21 protein-coding genes are annotated in these 21,551 nt (G+C 64.4%); 11 read left to right on the forward strand and 10 right to left on the reverse strand.

Annotation, left to right across the window (positions count from 1 at the left end):
* Positions 1-517: 517 nt before the first annotated feature.
* The gene (locus EGM87_RS06290) at positions 518-982 is read left to right on the forward strand and encodes an Hsp20 family protein (protein ID WP_007685769.1); all 465 of its coding nucleotides are present in this window, start codon (positions 518-520) and stop codon (positions 980-982) included.
* A gap of 54 nt (positions 983-1,036) precedes the next feature.
* Here the strand turns inward: EGM87_RS06290 and EGM87_RS06295 are convergent, their stop codons facing one another.
* From EGM87_RS06295 to ccmC, 8 genes are all read right to left on the reverse strand, one after another.
* Complete coding sequence (locus tag EGM87_RS06295) at positions 1,037-2,965, reverse strand: potassium transporter Kup (protein ID WP_044662379.1); 1,929 nt, start codon at positions 2,963-2,965, stop codon at positions 1,037-1,039.
* Positions 2,966-3,107: 142 nt separating this feature from the next.
* Positions 3,108-3,743 (reverse strand): tetratricopeptide repeat protein, encoded by a 636-nt coding sequence (locus EGM87_RS06300; protein ID WP_044662380.1) that lies wholly within the window; start codon positions 3,741-3,743, stop codon positions 3,108-3,110.
* Entirely contained in the window at positions 3,740-4,150 is a 411-nt protein-coding gene (locus EGM87_RS06305; protein ID WP_025547423.1) for a cytochrome c-type biogenesis protein, read from the reverse strand. Before EGM87_RS06305 ends, EGM87_RS06300 begins: the two co-directional genes overlap by 4 nt.
* Entirely contained in the window at positions 4,147-4,674 is a 528-nt protein-coding gene (locus EGM87_RS06310) for a redoxin family protein (protein ID WP_025547425.1), read from the reverse strand. Before EGM87_RS06310 ends, EGM87_RS06305 begins: the two co-directional genes overlap by 4 nt.
* A complete protein-coding gene (locus EGM87_RS06315; RefSeq protein ID WP_044662382.1) occupies positions 4,671-6,611 on the reverse strand; it encodes a heme lyase CcmF/NrfE family subunit in 1,941 nt (646 codons plus the stop codon). Before EGM87_RS06315 ends, EGM87_RS06310 begins: the two co-directional genes overlap by 4 nt.
* A gap of 139 nt (positions 6,612-6,750) precedes the next feature.
* Positions 6,751-7,197 carry a cytochrome c maturation protein CcmE gene (ccmE, locus tag EGM87_RS06320; RefSeq protein WP_044662383.1) on the reverse strand — a complete coding sequence of 149 codons (447 nt, stop codon included), beginning with the start codon at positions 7,195-7,197 and terminating at the stop codon, positions 6,751-6,753.
* Entirely contained in the window at positions 7,194-7,334 is a 141-nt protein-coding gene (locus EGM87_RS06325) for a hypothetical protein (RefSeq protein ID WP_165363354.1), read from the reverse strand. The genes ccmE and EGM87_RS06325 overlap by 4 nt, the downstream gene beginning before the upstream one ends.
* A 4-nt stretch (positions 7,335-7,338) precedes the next feature.
* Positions 7,339-8,061 (reverse strand): heme ABC transporter permease CcmC, encoded by a 723-nt coding sequence (ccmC, locus tag EGM87_RS06330; RefSeq protein ID WP_044662384.1) that lies wholly within the window; start codon positions 8,059-8,061, stop codon positions 7,339-7,341.
* Between the two features lie 200 nt (positions 8,062-8,261).
* Between ccmC and purF the strand changes: the two genes are divergently transcribed.
* From purF to EGM87_RS06345, 3 genes are all read left to right on the forward strand, one after another.
* Positions 8,262-9,722 carry an amidophosphoribosyltransferase gene (gene purF / locus EGM87_RS06335; protein ID WP_044662385.1) on the forward strand — a complete coding sequence of 487 codons (1,461 nt, stop codon included), beginning with the start codon at positions 8,262-8,264 and terminating at the stop codon, positions 9,720-9,722.
* A gap of 81 nt (positions 9,723-9,803) precedes the next feature.
* Entirely contained in the window at positions 9,804-10,529 is a 726-nt protein-coding gene (locus EGM87_RS06340; protein WP_044662386.1) for an SDR family NAD(P)-dependent oxidoreductase, read from the forward strand.
* Positions 10,530-10,911: 382 nt separating this feature from the next.
* Entirely contained in the window at positions 10,912-11,853 is a 942-nt protein-coding gene (locus EGM87_RS06345) for an IS110 family RNA-guided transposase (RefSeq protein WP_137709083.1), read from the forward strand.
* A gap of 39 nt (positions 11,854-11,892) precedes the next feature.
* On the opposite strand, the gene EGM87_RS06350 is transcribed toward EGM87_RS06345, so the two are convergent.
* On the reverse strand, positions 11,893-13,158 hold the full coding sequence (locus tag EGM87_RS06350) for an SAM-dependent methyltransferase (protein WP_044662387.1): 1,266 nt from the start codon (positions 13,156-13,158) through the stop codon (positions 11,893-11,895).
* 35 nt (positions 13,159-13,193) lie between these two features.
* Entirely contained in the window at positions 13,194-14,570 is a 1,377-nt protein-coding gene (locus EGM87_RS06355) for a cryptochrome/photolyase family protein (RefSeq protein WP_044663161.1), read from the reverse strand.
* Positions 14,571-14,764: 194 nt separating this feature from the next.
* Here EGM87_RS06355 and EGM87_RS06360 point away from each other — a divergent pair, with 194 nt between their 5' ends.
* The 7 genes from EGM87_RS06360 (at position 14,765) to EGM87_RS06390 (ending at position 21,510) form a co-directional block, all read left to right on the forward strand.
* Positions 14,765-15,250: an RNA pyrophosphohydrolase gene (locus EGM87_RS06360; protein ID WP_044663162.1), complete on the forward strand. Its 486-nt coding sequence runs from the start codon at positions 14,765-14,767 to the stop codon at positions 15,248-15,250.
* Between the two features lie 44 nt (positions 15,251-15,294).
* The gene (locus EGM87_RS06365) at positions 15,295-16,194 is read left to right on the forward strand and encodes a DUF481 domain-containing protein (protein WP_025550074.1); all 900 of its coding nucleotides are present in this window, start codon (positions 15,295-15,297) and stop codon (positions 16,192-16,194) included.
* A gap of 63 nt (positions 16,195-16,257) precedes the next feature.
* Positions 16,258-17,481 carry a hydrolase gene (locus EGM87_RS06370; RefSeq protein ID WP_044662388.1) on the forward strand — a complete coding sequence of 408 codons (1,224 nt, stop codon included), beginning with the start codon at positions 16,258-16,260 and terminating at the stop codon, positions 17,479-17,481.
* Positions 17,478-18,497 (forward strand): arginine N-succinyltransferase, encoded by a 1,020-nt coding sequence (locus tag EGM87_RS06375; protein ID WP_044662389.1) that lies wholly within the window; start codon positions 17,478-17,480, stop codon positions 18,495-18,497. The genes EGM87_RS06370 and EGM87_RS06375 overlap by 4 nt, the downstream gene beginning before the upstream one ends.
* Positions 18,494-19,777, forward strand: a complete 1,284-nt coding sequence (locus tag EGM87_RS06380; protein WP_044662390.1) for an N-succinylarginine dihydrolase — start codon at positions 18,494-18,496, stop codon at positions 19,775-19,777. The genes EGM87_RS06375 and EGM87_RS06380 overlap by 4 nt, the downstream gene beginning before the upstream one ends.
* A 25-nt stretch (positions 19,778-19,802) precedes the next feature.
* A complete protein-coding gene (locus tag EGM87_RS06385) occupies positions 19,803-20,021 on the forward strand; it encodes a hypothetical protein (RefSeq protein WP_025550071.1) in 219 nt (72 codons plus the stop codon).
* Between the two features lie 37 nt (positions 20,022-20,058).
* Positions 20,059-21,510, forward strand: a complete 1,452-nt coding sequence (locus tag EGM87_RS06390) for a cobyric acid synthase (protein ID WP_044662391.1) — start codon at positions 20,059-20,061, stop codon at positions 21,508-21,510.
* The last annotated feature ends 41 nt before the right edge of the window (positions 21,511-21,551 follow it).

Genomic DNA, 21,551 nt, shown 5'->3' on the forward strand with positions numbered 1-21,551 from the left:
ATTGGACAGGCAGCCCGTCTAGCATGCTATCGAACGACGGCAAGCATTGCCGGATTGTTGCACCGGAGCCACAGCCTCGCGGGGAAAATCACAAGGCTGGGAAATAGCCCGTGACAGCGGCCTGCTCTATACATAGCACAGGCGACGAAGCACAGGTAAATGGCCGTGGTTCAGGGATACTGCATCCCGCTTCGAGCTTAGGGGGCTGAGAAGCGGTCGAGGCAGGCCAAGGGGGAGACGAGCAATCGTCCATTAGTACCCGGGTCGTGGAAACACGGCCCGGGTACTTTTCTTTTCGGGCTTGAACGACCAGCCATTGGGCCGCCTCCGGGCATGTGAACAAGGCTGCGCATGGCGCCCGCCACGCATCCAAAATCCCGTCGCCAGACCACTTGAAACGCTTTTCCATCGAACCATATCAAAGCCGTCCAGCCGCCATATGGGGTTGGGCATGGTACCGCCGGATGCCTTGTTCTGGGTCCGGCATGTTCATTTTGCTCTTTGGGAGATTATGACAATGCGTGGTTTTGACCTTACCCCCTATCGCCGCTCGACCGTGGGCTTCGATCGTCTCTTCGACCTGATCGAGAACAACGCCCGGTTGCAGCAAGGCGACAATTATCCCCCGTTCAACATCGAACGGATTTCCGAAGATCGCTATCGCGTCACGCTGGCCGTCGCGGGCTTCCGGACGGACGAGATCGACATCACTGCCCAGCAGAACCTGCTCCAGGTCACCGGGCGCAAGGAAGAATCGCAGGGCGGCGACCGCTCTCGCTTCCTGCATGTCGGCATCGCCAACCGCAGCTTCGAACGCCGCTTCGAACTCGCCGATTTCGTGCGGGTCGAAAAGGCCGACCTGGCCGATGGTCTGCTGACGATCGAACTGGTGCGTGAGGTTCCGGAGGCGATGAAGCCGAAGAAGATCGCGATCAACGGCGGTCAGCTCGTCGAGATCAATGCCGATCGCGACGCGGCCTGATCCGCTTGGATGGAAGATGGGGCGCGGCGGTCCTGCCGCGCCCTTTTATATGGATCAGATCTCGACCTGGCTGCCCAGTTCGACCACGCGATTGGTCGGCAGCCGGAAGAATTCCATTGCACTTTCCGCATTGCGCAGCATCCAGGCGAAAATCTTCTCGCGCCACAGCGGCATCCCCGGCTTGGCCGACGGCAGCAGCGTCTGCCGGGCAAGGAAGAAGCTGGTGTCCATCATCCTGAACGCCTGACCGCAGCCAGTCACATTCTTGAGCGCGGCGGGGACGTCCGGTTCCTGCATGAAGCCATATTGCAGCACCAGCCGGAAGAATCCGCGGCCCAGATCCTCCAGCTTGAAGCGCCCGTCATCTTCTACAACCGGCACATCCTTGATCTTGACGGTCAAGAGGATGACGCGCTCATGCAACACCTTGTTGTGCTTGAGATTATGCAGCAGCGCATGGGGAACGCCATCGGGCGTGGAGGTCATGAAAACCGCCGTACCGGGCACCCGAACCGCGCTGTTCGCGGCGGACGCGACGAAGACGGGAATCGGCATGGCCGCTTCGCGCAGCCGGTCCTGAACCAGACGGCGCCCGCGCGACCAGGTGGTGAGCAGGGTGAAGATCACGAAGCCGATCAGCAGCGGGAACCAGCCGCCATCGGGCACCTTGGTGAAATTGGCGGCCAGATAGGCGCCGTCCACCAGGAACAGCACCGACAGCAGCGGCGCCGAATAATACCAGCGCCATTTCCATAGCCGGTAGAGCAGCACCGTCAGCAACACATTGTCGATGAACATCGCGCCCGTGACGGCGATGCCATAGGCGGCCGTGAGGTTCGACGAGGTCTGGAACACCAGCACCAACAGGATCACCATGACCATCAGCCCCCAGTTGATGAGGGGGATGTAGATCTGGCCGGCCGTCGACGCGCTGGTATGCGCAATCCGCAGGCGCGGCATGAAGCCGAGCTGGATTGCCTGCTGCGTGACGGAAAAAGCGCCGGAGATCACCGCCTGGCTGGCGATGATCGCGGCCAGCGTGGCCAGCCCGACCAGCGGCAATTGCGCCCATTGCGGCGCCAGATAATAAAAGGGGCTGTGAAGGGCGGCCGCGCCCTCCCGGAACAGCAGCGCGCCCTGCCCCATATAGTTCATCATCAAGGCGGGCAGGACGAAGGTCAGCCAGGACACGCGGATCGGACTGCGTCCGAAATGCCCCATATCGGCGTAGAGCGCTTCCGCGCCGGTCACGGCCAGCACGACCGCGCCCAGGGCGAGGAATGCCGGCAGCGGATCGGTGACGAAGAACATGACCGCCCAATAGGGATTGAAGGCGTGGAGGATGCCCGGCGTCTTGACGATGCTGATGATGCCCAGAACCGCGATGGTCAGGAAATAGAACAGCATGATCGGGCCGAACAGCGATGCGACCCGGTTGGTCCCCAGTCCCTGTATCCAGAACAGGCCGAGCAGGATGACGATCGCGGCCGGCAGGATCAGCGGCGCAAGGCTGCTGTTGTAGACCGCCAGTCCCTCGACCGCCGACAGCACCGACACGGCGGGCGTGATCATCGAGTCGCCGTAGAAAAGGGACGTCGCGAACACGCCGAGCAGGACGATGCCGCGCGACCATCGCTGCGTCCTGGTCTGGCCGTTGATCAGGGCGAGCAGGGCGAGACTGCCTCCCTCCCCCTTGTTGTCCGCACGCATGATGACGGTGACATATTTCAGCGTCACGACCAGCATCATCGACCAGAACATCAGGCTGATGACGCCCAATATATGATCCGGATCGAGGTCCAGATGATGATGTCCGGCGAATGTTTCGCGGAAGGCATAAAGCGGGCTGGTGCCGATGTCCCCGAAGACGATGCCGATCGCACCGACGACCAGCTTCAGCGTGGCCTTCTGTCCGGCATGACCGTGATCATGGGCGCTCTCGTCATCGACGCGCACGGCGCCGTTGGTGATCTCGTCAGCCATGAAGAAAATGCCGAATTGTCATGATCTTTGGACACCCGAACGGGGAAGCGGCCCGTCTTGTCATTCCATAAGCCCCCGCAAACCGCCGCGCCCTATCACGGCTCCCGGGTGGTGGCAATGATGCCGCTGCGGCTTCGACCGTCTATCGGCCTTCGGACCCGAGCATGGCATCGATACGCGCGATATTGCCTTCGAGTTCCTTCTTGACCTCGCTGCCTTCGGGGGCGCTGGCGGCCAGCGGGCCCCAAAGGGCGCGTGCTTCCTTGAGTTGCCCCGCCCGGGCGAGGGCCAGTCCGTAGAAATAGCGGGGCGCCGGACCTTCGGGATCGATCGCCATCGACCGGCGATAGGCGAAATCGGCGGCGGGAGACAGCACTCCGCCTGCATGCGCGACCAGCGCATTGCCGAAGCCCAGCCACAAATTGGGATCGTCCGGAGTCTCGCGAAGTCCGGACAAAAGGACGTTCGCCGCTTCCTTCGTCTTCCCCTGTCGGCCAAGGCCGTCCGAAAGCATCAGCCATTGGCCCGCCTTGCCATAGCGCTCGGCAAGGCCCCGGCGTTGCTCGGCCAGCTTCTCGTCGAACGCGGCGCCGCCCCTGTCGGCCGCCTGCCGGGGCGAGCCAGCCAGTCCGGGACGGCCCTGCCACGCATAGCCGGCCAAACCCAGCAACAGCGCAGCGGCCGTGATTTCCCAGGCCGACCTCGGCACCCGCCCGACAAGGACGAGCGCCACGCTCACCAGGACCAGCTGGGCGCCGGCAATGATCCAGCCGGTCATGCCCGCCTCCCCCGCTTGATCCGACCGCGCAGCAGCAGCAGCCCCAATCCCAGCAGGATCAGGGGCGCGGCCCAGAGCGGCCAGAGGATCGGATCGGCTGTCGGCTCATAGCTGACCCAGTCGCCATAGCGCTCGATCAGCCAGGCGCGGATATGCTCGGGCTCTTCCCCCGCCATGATGCGTTCGCGAATCTGGGAGCGCATGTCGCCGGCCATGCTGGCATTGCTGTCGGCAATCGACTGACTCTGGCAGGTGAGGCAGCGGATCGTCTCCATCAGCGTCCGCGCCTTCTTCTCCAGGGCCGGGTCTTCGATCTGGCGGTCGGCATAGGGCGCCGGCGGCAGCGCGGACTGCGCGAAGACCGGCACGCTCAGCATCAGCGCCAGCAGGGCGACCAGCATCCTCATTGCGCATTCCTCAGCCGGTCCAGGATCATCGGCACATCATCCTGACGGATGTCGCCGACATGCTGATAGGCGATGCGGCCCCTTCCATCGATGATGAAGCTTTCGGGCACGCCCGACGAACCCATGGCGATCTGCACCTCGCTCCGCGCATCCAGGCCGATGCGGGAATAGGGATTGCCATAGCGCTTGAGGAAGGCGTCGACATCGGGCCGGGCATCGCGGATGGCGATGGCGTCGATCTCCACGCCCGCCTGCCTGAGCGCCAGCAACTGCGGCGCCTCGGCCGCGCAGGGCACGCACCAGCTCGCGAAGATATTGAGCAGGCGCGGCTTGCCGGTCGCGAGTTCCGAACTTGCCAGCGGCGGCCGGTCGCTCGCGGCGGCAGGCAGGACAAAGGCAGGCAGCGCCTTGCCCACCAGTTTCGAATTGATGATCCGGTCGTCCGGACGCAGCAGCCCGCTGGCAAACAGCCCGAAAAAACCAAGGAACAGCGCCAGCGGCAGCCAGATCAGCAGCTTCCTCATGCGCCGGCCTCCACGGCCCTGCGCGCCCGCCATTTGAGCAGCCATCCGCGCCGTTCCCGCCCGACCAGCGCCAGTGCGCCGCCCACAGCGATCAGGAAACCGCCCAGCCAGATCAGCGTCACGAAAGGCTTCCACCAGATGCGGAGCTGCCAGCGGCCTTCATCCGCCTCCTGCCCCAGCACGACATAGAGCTGGCCATTCCAGCGGGTCAGCAGAGCGGCCTCCGTCGTCGTCGTGGGCGGCGAGGCGAAGAAGCGGGACTGCGGGTGGATCAGGACCGGCTCCCCACCGCCCCGGCTGGCTTCCATATCCGCCTGGAGCGCGGTCCAGTTATCGCCCGCTATCGGCAGAATCTGCTTGAACCGGATCGTCCAGCCCGCCGTCTCCACAGTATCGCCGGGGCGGGCGGCCACCAGCTTTTCCACCGTGAAGGCCGAATCGTAGGCCATGCCCGCCAGGCTGACCGCGCAGCCCAGATGCGCGATCACCATGCCCCAGGTGAAAAGCGGCGTGCGACGCAGATTGCGCTTCCAGAGCGGCGCGACACTCCCCACAGCGACGGCCAGGGCGATCACCAGGCCGAGGAAAGGCAATATGCCGATCCGTCCCCAGGCGAATGCCGATAAGGCGAGGAAAACCAATCCCGCCATTATCAGCGGGACGGCTATGCGCCGGCTCACCTCCCGCATCCGGTCGCGCCGCCAGCGGGTCAGCGGCCCAAGGACCATGACGATCATCAAGGCAAGTGCGACAGGCCCGGCGATGCGGTCGAAATAGGGCGCGCCGACCGACACCTTATGGCCGAAGGCCTCGGTCAGCAGCGGATAAAGCGTGCCGATCAGCACCAGCCCCAATATGACCGACAGCAGCAGATTGTTGACGACCAGCATGGTTTCCCGGCTGACCAGCTCGAACGGCGCGCCCTCGCGGACCGCGCCCACGCGCCAGCCGAACAGCGCCAGCGCCCCGCCGATATAGATGCCGAGCAACGCCAGGATGAAGGTTCCGCGCTCCGGATCGACGGCAAAGGCATGGACGCTGGTCAGGATGCCCGACCGGACGAGGAAAGTGCCGACCATCGACATGGAGAAGGCGACGACCGCCAGCATCACCGTCCAGGCGCGCAGGGCGTCGCGGGTGGCCAGCACGGTCACGCTATGCAGCAGCGCCGTCGCCGCCAGCCACGGCATGAGCGAGGCGTTCTCCACCGGGTCCCAGAACCACCAGCCGCCCCAGCCCAGCTCATAATAGGCCCAATAGCTGCCCGCCGTGATGCCGAGCGTCAGCAATATCCACGCCCCCAATACCCAGGGCCGCATGGCGCGCGCAAAGGCTGCGTCGACCTGCCGGGTCAAAAGCGCCCCCACGGCAAAGGAAAAGGCGACGGACAGGCCGACATAGCCGAGATAGAGGGTCGGCGGATGGAAGGCGAGCCCAGGGTCCTGCAGCAGCGGATTGAGACCCTGCCCGTCCGGGGCCGGCGGGTCGATCCGCGCGAAGGGATTGGAGGCGAAAAGCAGGAAAGCGTAAAAACCAAGGCTGATCGCCGCCTGTCCGCCCAGCGTCGCCATATGGGTTTCACGCCGCAAGGCCCGCTCGAATAAGGCGACGGCCGATCCGGCGACGCCCATCACCGTCACCCAAAGCAGCATCGACCCTTCATGATTGCCCCAGGTTCCAGCGAATTTGTAGAGCCACGGCTTCATCGAATGGCTGTTGGTGGCGACGAGCAGGACCGACATGTCGGATCGCAGGAACAGCATGATCAGCAAGGCGAAGGCCGTCGCGGTCAGCACCCCCTGCGCGACCGCCACCGGACGGACGGCGCCCAGCAGCTCGCTCTTGCCGCCCGCCAGGCCGACAGCGGCCAGCGCCAATTGGAGCAGCGCCAAGGACGCGGCGAGCCATAATGCGGCAAGGCCGGCCTCAGCGATCATGCTGCCGCTTTCCTCCCGAATGCTTCATGGCCATGAACCAGATGCCGGGCCTGCTCCGCCCCTTCGAGTTGCGGAGCGCGGGGCCTGATGGATACTGAACCAACCCCAGCATGACCTTGCCAATGAAGCTGGCTCTCGCTCACCTTTCGGCCTTCATCTTGTGGGTTTTTTCATCATAGCTCATGCCTTCCAGTTCACGCGGCATGTAGCGTTCGTCGTGCTTGGCCAACAGGTTGGTGGCCTGGAATGTGCCGCCCGCATCGAAAGCACCTTCTGCCACCACACCTGAACCTTCGCGGAAAAGGTCGGGCGTGATGCCCTTGAAGCTCGCCGGAACGGTCGCCTTGCCGTCGGTGACGTCGAAATGGATGGTGACGCCGTCGCTGGCGCGCTTCAGGCTGCCCTTGACCACCATGCCGCCCAGCCGGATCGCCTTGCCCGGCTCGACGCCCTTGGTCTTAACGTCATTGGGCGCGTAGAAATAAGCCGCCTCGTCCTTCAGCGCGGAAGCGGCCAGCAATCCCGCGCCGATCAGCGCGAGCAGGGCCACCACGGCCAGGATCAGCCTTTGATGCTTTGCCTTCATGCCCTGTCCGCCGATACCCTGTCCGCCGACGCCCTGCGTTCAGCGTTGCGCATCGCGCGCCAACTGAACAGGCTGATGAGGCCGGTGCCCGACAAGGTCAGCGCATAGGCGCCGATGACGAAAGCCCACTGGTTCATATCCTCACCCCCGCGCCAGCCTTTGCATGCGCGCTTCGATCTTGTTCTGCGCCAATATGGCGCGCATGCGCATCAGCACGATCGCGGCGAAAAGCAAGGTAAATCCGGCGAGGGTGAAGCCGAGCGGCCAAAGCAGCGCGGTATCGATGCTGGACCCGCGCAGCGTGATGCTGGGCCCCTGATGCAGGCTGTTCCACCAGACGACGGAGCGGTTGATGATCGGGATGTTGATCGCGCCCACCAGCCCGAAAATGGCTGTCACCGGGCTCACCCCGCCGCTGCCCTGCCGCGCGCTGGCATTGGCGAGCGCGATGTAGCCGAGATAGAGGAAGAACAGCACCAGCATGGAGGTCATGCGTCCGTCCCATTCCCACCATGTACCCCAGGTCGGCCGGCCCCAGATCGATCCGGTGACAAGGCAGATCGCCGTGAAGAAAGCGCCCGGCATGGCGATGGCCCGGCCCGCGACGGCCGCGAGCGGATGGCGCCAGACGAGCTGCATGAGGGCAGCGACGGCGATCCCGGTCCATCCGCCCATGCCCAGCCACGCGGCCGGCACATGGATGTATAGGATGCGCACCGTATCCCCCTGAAGATAGTCCGCCGGGGTCACGAACAGGCCGCAGCCGGCGCCGGCCAGCAGCAGGATCAGCCCCGGCCAGAACAGCCAGGCGGTCAACGGCCGGGCAATTTTGAGGAAGCGTGCAGGATTGGCGAAACGATGCATGAGAAGAGGCTATTAGCCTCCCCAATGGCTCAAGGCCAGTAGGCCTTTTTCCCAATTTCATCGCTGGAAAATAGCGGCCGGTAGGTATTGCATCCCTTTTTTGTGACAGGCAGGCGACAAATCGTCCTCAACGCACTATATGCGCGCGAAAGCCGTCCCGATGAGGGCGCACAGGATCGGCAGTGGACCATCAAAAACCCATGTTTACGACCAACCCGTTCGACGACGACAAATTGCGTGAGGAATGCGGCATTTTCGGCGTCTTCAACGCTGAAACCGCCTCCGCCATGGTGGCACTTGGCCTTCACGCGCTCCAGCATCGCGGCCAGGAAGCCGCGGGCATCACCAGTTGGGACGGCCATGATTTCCACACCCATCGGGCGATGGGGCATGTGGCCGGGAATTTCGACCGCGACGAAGTGATTCGGGGCCTTCCCGGCACCGCCGCCTGCGGCCATGTCCGCTATTCCACCACCGGCGAGACATCGCTCCGCAATGTCCAGCCGCTTTATGCGGAACTGAGTTCGGGCGGTTTCGCCGTCGCGCATAACGGCAACATCTCCAACGCCATGAAGCTGCGGCGGGAACTGATCCGCCGCGGTTCCATCTTCCAGTCGACGTCGGACACGGAAGTCATCATCCATCTGGTCGCCACGTCCACCTATCGCACGCTGCTCGACAAGTTCATCGATGCGCTGAAGCAGGTCGAGGGCGCGTATTCGCTGATCGTCATGACGCCCGAAGGCATGGTCGCCTGCCGCGACCCGCTGGGCATCCGGCCGCTGGTCATGGGCAAGCTGGGCGATTCGATCATCTTCGCTTCGGAAACCGTCGCCTTCGACGTGGTGGGCGCGGAGCATGTCCGCTCCATCGAACCGGGCGAACTGGTCATCGTCACCCATGACGGCGAGGTGCGCAGCCACCGTCCCTTCGGCGACACCCATGCCCGGCCCTGCATCTTCGAACATGTCTATTTCAGCCGTCCCGATTCGGTCGTGGACGGCTCCAGCGTCTATTCGGTCCGCAAGGCGATCGGCGCGCAACTGGCCATCGAAAATCCGGTCGAGGCGGACTTCGTCATCCCCGTGCCCGACAGCGGCGTTCCGGCAGCAATCGGCTATGCCCAGCAATCGGGCATTCCCTTCGAGCTGGGCATCATCCGCTCGCACTATATCGGGCGCACCTTCATCCAGCCGGGCGACAAGGTCCGCCATCTGGGCGTGAAGCTGAAGCATAACGCCAATCGCGCCCTGATCGAGGGCAAGCGGATCGTCCTGATCGACGATTCGATCGTGCGCGGCACCACTTCGCTCAAGATCGTGCAGATGATGCGCGAGGCAGGCGCCAAGGAAGTGCACATGCGCATCGCCAGTCCGCCGACCAAGCATAGCTGCTTCTATGGCGTCGACACGCCAGAACGGACCAAGCTGCTGGCGCACCGTCTGGACATTGGCGGGATGCAGGACTTCATTCATGCCGACAGCCTGTCCTTCATCTCGATCGACGGCCTGTACAAGGCCTTGGGCGAGGCGAAGCGCGCCGACATACGGCCGCAATATTGCGACGCCTGCTTCACCGGCGACTATCCCACCACTCTGACCGACCAGGACGAAGCCGTGGTTCAGAACCAGCTCGAACTGCTGGCCGAACGAGTGGTCTGAACGCCTTTCCTACCGCTGGACGGACAGCCCGACGCTATGCGGCCTCGGGCTTGTTCCTTCCTGACCCCATGAGGGATATTCATGTCGATCCAACCCCTTTCCAGCCAACCCCTTTCCGGTAAGCTCGCCCTCGTCACCGGAGCGAGCCGCGGCATCGGCGCCGCCACGGCGGAAGCGCTCGCCGCCGCCGGCGCCCATGTCATCCTGACCGCCCGCACCACGGGCGGGCTGGAAGAGGTGGAGGATCGCATTCACGAGGGCGGCGGCAATGCGACCATCGCGCCGCTGGACCTCATCGACGGCGAAAGCATCGGACGATTGGCGCATGCCATTTCGGGTCGCTGGCAGGCGCTGGACATATTGGTCCTGAACGCGGCGACGCTGGGCAGCCTGGCTTCGGTTCCAGCCATCGACGCCAAGGAATTCGCCCGGTTGCTGACGCTCAACGTCGCCGCGCCCCAGGCGCTGATCGCGGCGTTCGACGGCATGCTGCGGGCGAGCGGCGATGCGCGCGTGGTGGCGATCACCTCTTCGGTCAGCGCGACGCCGCGCGCTTATTGGGGCGCCTATGGCGCTTCGAAGGCGGCGCTCGAAACCCTGGTCGGCGCCTATGGCGAGGAAGTGAAGAACATCTCCGCCATCCGAACCCATATCGTCGATCCGGGCGCCACCCGTACAGCGATGCGGGCGCGGGCCTTTCCGGGTGAAGACCCGGCGACGCTCAAGGAACCGGCTGCCGTGGGCCAGGCGATTCTCGATCTGGTGATTGCGGACACGCCCGACGGATACCGGACGCGTATCGATTAGAGGCTGAGCCTTGGGGATGACTGGACTGGCCGGTTGCGGGCATGGCACTTCCCCTATCCACCCGCCAAGGCCGCTAGAGCAGATTCCGATCCGATTGCATCGGCTCGACTGCTCTAAATTTTTGTTTTGTCGCGTTTTCCGAGTCAGCAGATGATTCCATCTGCTTGGAAAACGCTTGTCTTATGACATTGCGGTCCGTTTGGGTCATGCTGGATTGCCCGGGCCGGGGTGGCCACCCCGGCCCGGGCGGAAGGGGACGGATCGTGAAAGCGCCGGTCGTTGTGGGACCGGGTTAGAGTAGGATCGCCCCTTTCTTTTCCATCAGACCCGAACGGATACCGGGGTTTTGGACCCGGATGACAAGCATGGGACAGCGGAAAAGATGAGCGACAATCTACCACAGACGATCGGCATCGACATCTCCAAAGCGAGCCTCGACTGCCATGTCCACCCTGCCGGCGCCGAACGCCAGTTCGCCAACACCGCCAAGGGCCACAAGGCGCTGATCGCCTGGCTGCGACAATGGCCGGTCGAGCGGATCGCCTATGAGGCAACCGCAACCTACCATCGAGCGCTGGAGGCGGCTCTGGCCGACTGGCCCTGCGTTAAGCTCAACCCAGAGCGCGCCCGGCGCTTCGCCCAAGCGACTGGCACTCTGGCCAAGACCGATCGCATCGATGCCATGTTGCTGGCCCGTATGGCGGCCACCTTGCAGCCGCCGGTCAGACCCGCTCGAAGCGCACAGCAGGCGCAGATGGCGGAGCTCATCAATGCCCGAGACGGCCTCGTGCGCGATCGCACCGCGCTCAAGAATCGCGAGAAGAACCTCACCATCGCCTTCCTCAAGCGCCAGTGCCGGCAGCGGCTCGAGCAGATCGATCGGCATATCGAGGCGCTCGATACCGAGATCGCCAACCTGATCGCCGCCGATGCTGCGCTCGCCCGCCGGCATGAGATCCTCACCAGCATCGCCGGCGTCGGAACGCTGACCGCCAACCAGCTCATCGCCACCATGCCCGAACTCGGCAGCCTCGAGAACAAGCAGGCCGCATCCCTCGCCGGTCTCGCCCCCGTCGCTCGACAGTCCGGACAATGGAAAGGCAAGAGCTTCATCCGTGGCGGACGCGCCAACGTGCGGCAGGCTCTCTATATGCCGGCCCTCGTCGCCGCCCGGTACAATCCCGATCTCAAGGCAAAATATCAGCAGCTCGTTACTGCCGGGAAGCCCGCCAAGATCGCCATCACCGCCGTCATGCGAAAGCTCGTCGTCACCGCGAATGCCCTGCTCAAAGCCGATCGATGCTGGACGCAATCTCCGGCTTGATCATCACGGATACTCTAGCCGAACCGAATTCCTCCCGCCCTAAGCCGGCTTCACCAGCGTGACCTGCGCGACATCGATGGTGCCGCCGCGAAAGCCGCCTTCGCAATACATCAGATAATAGCGCCATAGATCGACGAAATGCTGGTCGAAACCGGCCGGCAACCATCCCCTGTCGACCGCCCGGTCGAAGCGTTCGCGCCACCGCCGCAGCGTTTCGGCATAGTGCAGACCGAAGCGGCGTACATCACGCCACTCCAAACCGTTTGCTTCGGCCAAGGCCCGGAAACGGCTTTCCGAAATCAGCATGCCACCGGGGAAGATATAGGTCTGGATGAAATCCGCGCCCCGGGCGTAGCCTTCGAAGATCGCATCATCGATCAATATATATTGTATGGCTGCCCGCCCACCGGGCCTGAGCAGACGCTCGATCGCCCCGACATAGGCCGGCCAGTAACGTTGCCCGACTGCCTCCACCATTTCCACGCTGGCAATGGCGTCATATTGCCCCTGCGCGTCGCGATAGTCGCGCAATATGATGTTCGCTCCCGACCCCAGGCGGTCACGTGCGAAATGCGCCTGTTCCACAGACAGGGTCAGCCCGTCATAACGGATCGGGCAACGCGCCATCGCCTGTTCGGCCAAGCCGCCCCAGCCGCAGCCGATTTCCAGCAGCGAATCGCCATCGCCGATGTCGAGCCGGTCGAGAATGGCGTCGACCTTCCGCTGCTGCGCCCGCTCCAGGCTTTCGATCCGGTCGTCCGGGTCGCGGAACAGGCCGCTGGAATAATGCATGCCCTTGTCGAGCCATGGCTGGTAGAAATCATTCCCCAGATCATAATGATAGGCGATGTTGCGCCGCGAACCCTTGCGGCTGTTGCGGCGCGCCCAATGGAACGCGCGCCCGATCCAGCGTGCCGGCCCATGCGGCCGGGCGACATTGCCCAGGTTGGCGGCATTGGCCATGAACAGGGCGAAGAGCGGAACCGGATCGGGACTGGTCCACTCTCCACGCGCCCAGGCCCTGTACCAGCCGGCCGATCCCCCGGCGATCAGGCGAATCAGCGCCCGCCAGCGCAGCAGATGAACCTCGCATTCCGGTCCCGCTGCGCGGCCGCCGAGCAGGCGCCGGCTGCCGTCCGGCAGAATGGCGAGCAAAGAACCCTGTTCGAGCCCAAGGTCGATGCGGTCGAGCAATTTGTGGAACTGCCGGGCGGCGAGACGATCCGGCCAGCCATGGCTCCGGCGCTCCAGCGGTCGCCTGACCGGCACTGCGGCCCGGCCACGACGGGGTTCAATGGCGTTCATGCTTCCACTCTGCCCGATGGTTTAACGCGTCGCAATCATGGCCTGATCCCGCGCCATGCGGCGAGAGCCCGTTCACGCCCCTCCCGATGACCGATGCACTTGGCCGGATAATCGGACGAACGCGCGTCATGCGCTTCGGGGTCGTGAATGATGTCATCGTTCAGATGCGCCAGTTCCGGCACCCAGGCCCTGATATAGTCTGCGGCGTCGAACTTTCCCGACTGGGTCAGGGGCGCCATGATCCGCGAGAAGATATTGGCATCGACGCCGCTGCCTGCAACCCATTGCCAGTTGACGCTATTATTGGCGTAGCTCGCATCGACCAGCGTATCCCAGAACCAGCGCGCCCCATGCCGCCAGTCGATCAGCAGATGCTTGATCAGGAAGCTGGCCGCGATCATGCGCACCCGATTATGCATCCAGCCCGTCGTCCAGAGCTGCCGCATGCCGGCATCGACAATGGGATAGCCCGTGCGCCCTGTCTTCCACGCCTTGAAATCGGCACCAGCCTCGCGAAGATCGCGCCAGGGCATCGCGTCGAAGGCTGGCCGCGCATTTTCCGATCCATAGGCGGGCATGGCCCATATCTGCGTATGGGCATAGTCGCGCCAGATCAGTTCCTTGAGGAAGGTCGTCGCATCGCCGGGCGCTCCGGCAACCCGGCGCCAGACATAGGCGGGGGAGACCTCCCCGAAATGGAGGTGCGGCGACAGGCGAGAGCTCCCCTCCTGCGAGGGCAGGTTCCTGGCCCTGTCATAATCCGCCACCTGGTCGAGAAAGGCGGCGACATTGGCCCGCGCCCCCGCTTCCCCAGGAGTCCAGTCGCGTGAAAAGGCCCTGGCCCAATCCGGCTTGGTCGGCAAAAGGCCCCATCGGTCCAGCGAATCGCTTTTCGGCCAACGTCCTGGCGCATCGATGCGCGAAGGCGCGCGAACCGGTTCGGCCGGCGGCATATGCTCCATCACGGCGCGGGCGAAGGGGGTATAGATCCGATAGCTGTTTCCTTCGCCCGTCCGCACCGCGCCGGGCGGCAGCAGCAATGCGCCGTCATGCAGGCACAGCTCCAGCCTTTTGACGAGCGACTTCTCCGCATTGCGCCACCAGGGTTCGTAATGATGCAGGGCATGCACGCGCCGGGCGCCCGTTTCCTCAGCGATCTGGACGATCTGATCGATGCAGTTTCCCTGCCTCAGGATCAGGCGCGATCCCTTCTCCCGAAGATTTTCGTCCAGGCTCTTCAGGCTATGGTGCAGCCACCAGCGCGACGCTCCGCCCATCTTCCATTGGCGCGGCGCCTGATCGTCCAGCACATAGACGGGAATCACCGGCCCTTCCTGCACGGCGGCTGCCAGTGCGGCCTGATCGGCAAGGCGCAGGTCCTGACGAAACCAGAGAATTACGGGGTCTGACATGCGATCGGGCATGCCATGGGCCGCCCGATGTTCCAAGCCCCCGCCCATTTGAAGCGATGCACAGCACAAATCGCCGCGTCAGGATTTTTCCGGCATGGACGCGCCGCCCCGCCCCGCTTATTCTGCACTGCACAAAGCGACGGGCGGGCTGGAGCCTCCGGATGGCTTGTCGGGATTAACGACCAGGGACTATGATGGCTTCGATGCCGAATGATTCAGAACTCGCCTACCGGCCATGCGTCGGTGTCATGCTCGTCAACATGGATGGCAAGGTTTTCGTCGGTCAGCGGATCGATAATGCGGTGGAAGCCTGGCAAATGCCACAGGGGGGCATCGACGACGGCGAAGATATGAAGGCGGCCGCCCTTCGGGAGCTGAACGAGGAGACCGGCATCGTTCGCGAGCATGTGGAGATCATCGCCAAGGCGCGCGAAGAGCATTTCTACGACCTGCCGCCGGAACTGATCGGCAAGCTGTGGGGCGGCAAATATCGCGGCCAGCGGCAATATTGGTTCCTTGCGCGTTTCCTGGGGTCGGATGAGGACATCGACATCCAGACGGCGCATCCTGAATTCCGCGAATGGAAATGGACGGAGCCGGAGAGCCTGCCTGACCTGATCGTGCCGTTCAAGCGCAAGCTGTATCGGGATATTCTCCAGGAATTCAGGGATTTGATCTGAAAACAAGGGTTAAAATCCGCCGCCATGCCGGTATGAGAAGGCGCATGCGTTACTGGCTGGCCGTTCTGCCCCTCTTCCTCTCCACCCCGGCGCTCGCCGATTACCCCGTGCTCCTGCCGCCATCGGTGCGGGAAATGCTGGAGGCGGCCATCGCCAACGGCAATGAGACCGAGATCGCGACCGTCGCGAAGATCGCCAAGCAGACCAATCCCGGTTCCGCCGACGAGATTCAGCGCATGGTCAACAGTTGGAAGGAACGGACCAGGGCGACGCAGGAAACCGTGATCCGCGAGGCGCGCTTCACGGAATTGTGGACGGGCAAGATCGAAGCGGGCGGCTTCCGCTCCACCGGTTCCACCAGCGAAATCGGCATCAGCGCCAGCGCAGCGGTCAAGCGCACCGGTATCCAATGGTCGCACAAGCTGGCCGCCAGCGTCGATTACCGGCGCGCCAACGGCGTGACCTCGCGCGAACGCTATACCGCCAGCTATGAGCCGCGCTATGAATTCGATCCACGGGGCTTCGCCTATGGATTGACGCAGTTCGAGCGGGATACGTCGATCGGCTATGACGCGCGCTACACCGCCTCGGCCGGCATCGGCTACAAGCTGATCGTCAGCGATCCGGTCGACCTCTCGCTGGATGCCGGTCCTTCGATCCGCCATGCCAAATATGTGACCGGAGAGCGGGAGACCAAATTGGGCGCCCGTGCCTCCATGGACTTCGCCTGGCGCCTGACCCCTGCGCTGACCTTCAGGCAGACAGCCTCCGGCTATGCCGAAAGCGACGTCTATACGCTGAATTCGCTGACCTCGCTGGTGACGAAAGTGGGAACACGCTGGTCGGCCGCCTTTTCCTACAATGTGCAATATGAATCGGAGACGCTGCTTTCGGCGCGGGATTCGGACACGATGAGTCGCCTGACCCTCACCTATGATTTCTAGGCGGTCGCCGACTTTCAGGACCAGGGGTGGAGGCGCGCCCTCCGCTCTGATAGGGTCGTCAGGATGAGAGGCATTTCGTCGTTCGAACGGAGCGTCATGGAAAGCGCCGCCGACGCGCCCATGCTCGCCCAGACTGAAAAATGGGCGGCGGTGAACAGCGGGTCGCGCAATCTTCCCGGCCTTGCGGCCATGGCGGCCATGCTTGCCGATGCCTTCGCCGGCCTGCCGGGCGCGATGTCCCTTGTCGATCCAGAGCCGGTTGAAACCGTGCGCCCCGACGGTCGTCTGGCGATGGTCGCGCATGGCAGCCACCTGCGCCTCTCGGTCAGGCCGGAGGCTCCGGTGCAAATCCTGCTCACCGGGCACATGGATACGGTCTTCCCCGCCGACCATGGCTTTCAGGCGCTGCGGTGGGTCGATCCGTCGACGCTGAACGGACCGGGCGTCGCGGACATGAAGGGCGGGATCGCTGTCATGCTCGCCGCCTTGCGCGCGGTGGAAACCGCACCGGATGCAAGGCGGCTGGGCTATGACGTCATCATCAACAGCGATGAGGAGGTCGGCAGCCCTTCCTCGGCGGCGCTGTTGCGGCAGGTCGCGACGGGCAAGATCGCGGCCTTCACCTATGAACCGGCCCTGCCCGACGGCACACTGGCCGGGGCGCGCGCCGGCAGCGGCAACTTCGCCATCGTCGTCACCGGACGAAGCGCGCATGCCGGGCGCAATCCGCAGGATGGCCGCAACGCATTGCTGGCGGCCGCCGACCTGGCGTTGCGGCTGAAGGCGGCGAGCGGCGGCGGCTTTTCCTGCAATCCCGCGCGGATCGAGGGCGGCAGTCCCAATAATGTCGTGCCGGACCATGCGGTTCTGCACGTCAATTTCCGGCCGAAGACGCCTGCCGACGAGCAGGCCGCGGACGAACTGCTGAAGGACGCCATGGCGCGGATCGCCCTGGAGCATGAGGTGACGCTTCACCGGCATGGCGGCTTCGGCCGGCCGCCCAAGCCGATGGATGGGCGGGCGGAAGCCTTGTTCGGGCTCGTCCGGCAATGCGGCGCGGACCTGGGCCTTTCCATCGCCTGGCGGGATACCGGCGGGGTGTGCGACGGCAATAATATCGCGGCCTGCGGCGTGCCCGTGGTCGACACCATGGGCGTGCGGGGCGGCAATATCCACAGCGATTCGGAATATCTGATCGTCGACAGCCTGGCCGAACGGGCGCAACTATCGGCCCTGGCGCTGCTCCGCATCGCCCAGGGGCATTTCACCGGGGGGATGAAGGCGTGAGTTTTTTCATGCGCACGGCGCGCGCCGACGATTTGCAGACCCTTTATGAAATGGCGAAGCTGACCGGGGGCGGGTTCACCAACCTGCCGCCGGACCGGAAGTCGCTTGCCGCCAAGCTGGAGCGGACGGGACAGGCGCTGGCCCGGCAAGGCGAAGGGGTCGAGGACGAACTGATCGTCATGGTGCTGGAAAACAGCCAGACGGGTCAGGTCCGCGGCACCTGCCAGATATTCAGCAAGGTCGGGCAAAGCTGGCCCTTCTATTCCTATCGGCTGGGCGTTCTCACCCAACATAGCCGGGAGCTTTCGCGCACCTTCAGGGCGGAGATGCTTTCGCTCGTCACCGATCTGGAAGGGTCGACGGAAGTGGGCGGCCTGTTCCTTCACCCCCGCGAGCGCGCGGAGGGGCTGGGTCTGCTGCTGGCGCGCAGCCGCTATCTCTATATCCGCAACCATCGCGCCCGCTTCGGAGAGCGGATCATCGCGGAACTGCGGGGCGTGATCGACGAGGCGGGCGGTTCCCCCTTCTGGGACGGCCTCGCGGGGCGCTTCTTCGGCATGAGCTTTCAGGAGGCGGACGAGTTCAACGCGGTGAACGGCAACCAGTTCATCGCCGACCTGATGCCAAAGACGCCGATCTACACCGCCATGCTGACCGACACCGCGCGCGGCGTCATCGGCATGCCCCACCCCAATGGCCGCGCGGCCATGCGCATGCTGGAGACGGAGGGCTTCACCAATCCCGGCTATGTCGACATATTCGACGGCGGACCGACGATGGTGGGGCAAATCAATTCGCTGCGCACCATCGCCCATGCCTCCGACGCGGTGCTGGGCGCGGTGCACGAAAAGGGCGGAGACAAGATGCTGGTGACCACCGGACGGCTCGCGGATTTCCGCTGCACCTATGCCTTGGTGACGGAACGGGAGGATGGCGGCATATCGCTCGACCGGGCTTCCGCGGAACTGCTGGGGGTGGAACCGGGACAGACATTCACCATGGCGGAACGGGCATGACGGCAAGGGAGATCAATTTCGACGGCCTGGTGGGTCCCAGCCACAATTATGCGGGCCTCAGCCTGGGCAACCTTGCCTCCGCGCGCAACGCGGGCGCCATCTCCTATCCCCGCGCGGCGGCGCTTCAGGGGATAGAGAAGATGCGGTCCAACCTTCGCCTCGGGCTGCCGCAGGGGCTGTTCCTGCCCCAGTGGCGGCCGGATGGCGCCTGGCTGTCAGCCCTCGGGACCGATGTCGGCAATGCGGAGGCGCATATCCGCGCCGCCGCCATGTCGGCCTCCTCCATGTGGGCCGCCAATGCCGCGACCGTTTCGCCGGCCGCCGATACGGCCGATGGGCGCACGCACCTGACCGTCGCCAATCTCGTCACCATGCCGCATCGCAGCCATGAATGGCCGCAGACGCTCGCCCAGTTGCGCCTTGCCTTTTCCGACCGGAACGCCTTCGCCGTGCATGGCCCTGTCCCCGCCCCCTTCGGCGACGAGGGCGCGGCCAATCACATGCGCCTGTGCGACAGCCATGGCGAGGCAGGCGTCGAGGTGTTCGTCTATGGCCAGTCCGGCGGCCCCTTTCCCGCCCGCCAGCATGTCGAGGCGAGCAAGGCCGTCGCCCGGCTGCACCGGCTCGATCCGGATCGGACGCTGTTCGTCATGCAGTCGGAGGAAGCGATCGCGGCGGGCGCCTTCCACAATGACGTGGTCGCCGTCGCCAACGAACGCGTGCTCTTCACGCATGAACATGCCTTTGCGGACAAGGAGCGCTTCTACGCCGCTCTCCGCGCCAGGCTGCCGTCGGTGGAGATCGTGGAGGTTCCCGCCAGCGCCATCAGCCTGTCAGACGCGATCCGCAGCTATATCTTCAATGCGCAGCTCGTCACCTTGCCCACGGGCGACCCTTCGAATTCGCCCGGGACAGGCATGGCGCTGATCCTGCCGACGGAGGCGCGGGATATGCCCGCCATCTGGAACTGGCTGGAGGAGATGGTCGCGGGCAACGGCCCCATTCGCAAGCTCGTGCCTGTCGACGTGCGCCAGTCCATGGCCAATGGCGGCGGTCCTGCCTGCCTGCGCCTGCGCGTGGTGGCCGATCCTGCCAATATCGATCCCCGCTTCCTGGTGGACGAGGCGAAGCTGGACGGCATTGCCGACATCGTCCGCAACTATTGGCCAGAAGCCATAGCGCCAGAGGATCTGGCCGATACCCGGCTGATCGCCCGCATCGAACAATCATGGTTAACGGTTGTTGACCATTTGCAACTTTCAGGCGATCTAATCCCCTGACGGCGGGCAAGCCGAGTGGGACCGGATGGAACGGATCAAGCGCCTCTTCACGATCAAGACCAAGTTCGAGGCGTTTCTGGTGATTTACGCCCTGGCCCTTGGCGCGACCGAGCGCGGCTTCGTCTACATGCAGCAATATCCCGGCACCGGGGGGCATTTGCTGGCGCTGGCCTGCACCGGCAGCGTCTTCATGGCCGGCGGCATGATCCTGGACGCCGTGGAGATGCGGCACAGCGCCATTTAACTTGTATCTGCCGCCCGCTCCATGCAGGAGCGGCGTCATGGCTGCGATCATGCTTCAGGGAACGGGTTCGGACGTCGGCAAATCCTTGCTGGTGGCGGGCCTTTGCCGCGCGCTGGTGCGGCGCGGATACAGCGTCCGGCCCTTCAAGCCGCAGAACATGTCCAACAATGCCGCCGTCACCGCCGATGGCGGAGAAATCGGGCGGGCGCAGGCTCTTCAGGCCATGGCGGCAGGAATCGAGCCGCATACGGACATGAACCCGGTGCTGCTGAAGCCGCAGGCCGACCGCACGTCCCAGCTTGTCGTCCATGGCCAGGTGCGCGGCAAGCTGGGCAGCGAAAATTTCCGGTCCGCGCGCGGCGAATTGCTGGAGGCCGTACTGACCAGCTACCGCCGCTTGCAGGCGCAATGCGACATTGTCGTGGTGGAGGGCGCCGGATCGCCCGCAGAGGTGAACCTGCGCGCCGGCGACATCGCCAATATGGGCTTTGCGCGGGCCGCGAATGTGCCGGTGATCCTGGTGGGCGACATCGATCGCGGCGGCGTGATTGCGGCCGTCGCCGGAACAAGGGCAGTCATCGATCCCGCCGATGCGGCGATGATCCGTGGATTCCTGATCAACAAGTTCCGGGGCGACCCCGCGCTGTTCGAGGATGGTTATCGCCATATCGAGCAGTTGACCGGCTGGAAGGGCTTTGGCGTCATCCCCTGGCTCGGCCAGGCCAGCCGCTTACCCAGCGAGGATGCCGTGGTGCTCGAACGCCGGCAGGGCGTCGGCCACGAAAAGCTGCTGATCGCCTGCCCCATCCTGCCCCGGATCGCCAATTTCGACGATCTGGACCCCCTGAAACTGGAGCCGGGCGTCGAAGTCATGATGGTGCCGCCGGGCCAGCCCATTCCGGCGGAGGCCGCGCTCATCATCCTGCCGGGTTCCAAGGCGACGATCGCCGACCTGCAGGCGGTCCGCGATCAGGGATGGGACATCGACATTCTCGCCCATCGCCGGCGCGGGCGGCCGATATTGGGGATATGCGGCGGTTACCAGATGCTGGGCCGCAGGATAGACGATCCGGACGGGATCGAGGGGCCGCCCGGCGGCATCGAGGGGCTTGGCCTGCTGGACGTGGAAACCCGGCTGACGCAGGTCAAGACATTGGAAAGAACCGGCGGAACCGCAATGGGCCAGGCCTTTTCCGGCTATGAGATGCATGTCGGACGGACGGACGGCGCCGATTGCGCGCGCCCGTTCGCCATGCTGGAGGGCGGTCGTCCCGATGGCGCATCGAGCGGAGACGGCACGGTGATGGGCACCTATGTCCACGGCCTGTTCGCCAGCACCGCGCTGCGCGCCGCCTTTCTGTCCCGCCTGGGGCATGAAGCCGCATCGGAGGATTATCAGGCTTCGGTGCATGAAGCGCTGGACCAGATCGCAATGCAGTTGGAAGAGCATGTCGATGTGCAGGCGCTGATCCGGATCGCCACCGCCTGACCCGGTTGGAGCCTTGCCGGCGGGCCGGGCCATTACGGCAC

It is taken from the genome of Sphingobium sp. RSMS (genome assembly GCF_005406185.4).
Classification (GTDB): domain Bacteria; phylum Pseudomonadota; class Alphaproteobacteria; order Sphingomonadales; family Sphingomonadaceae; genus Sphingobium; species Sphingobium fuliginis.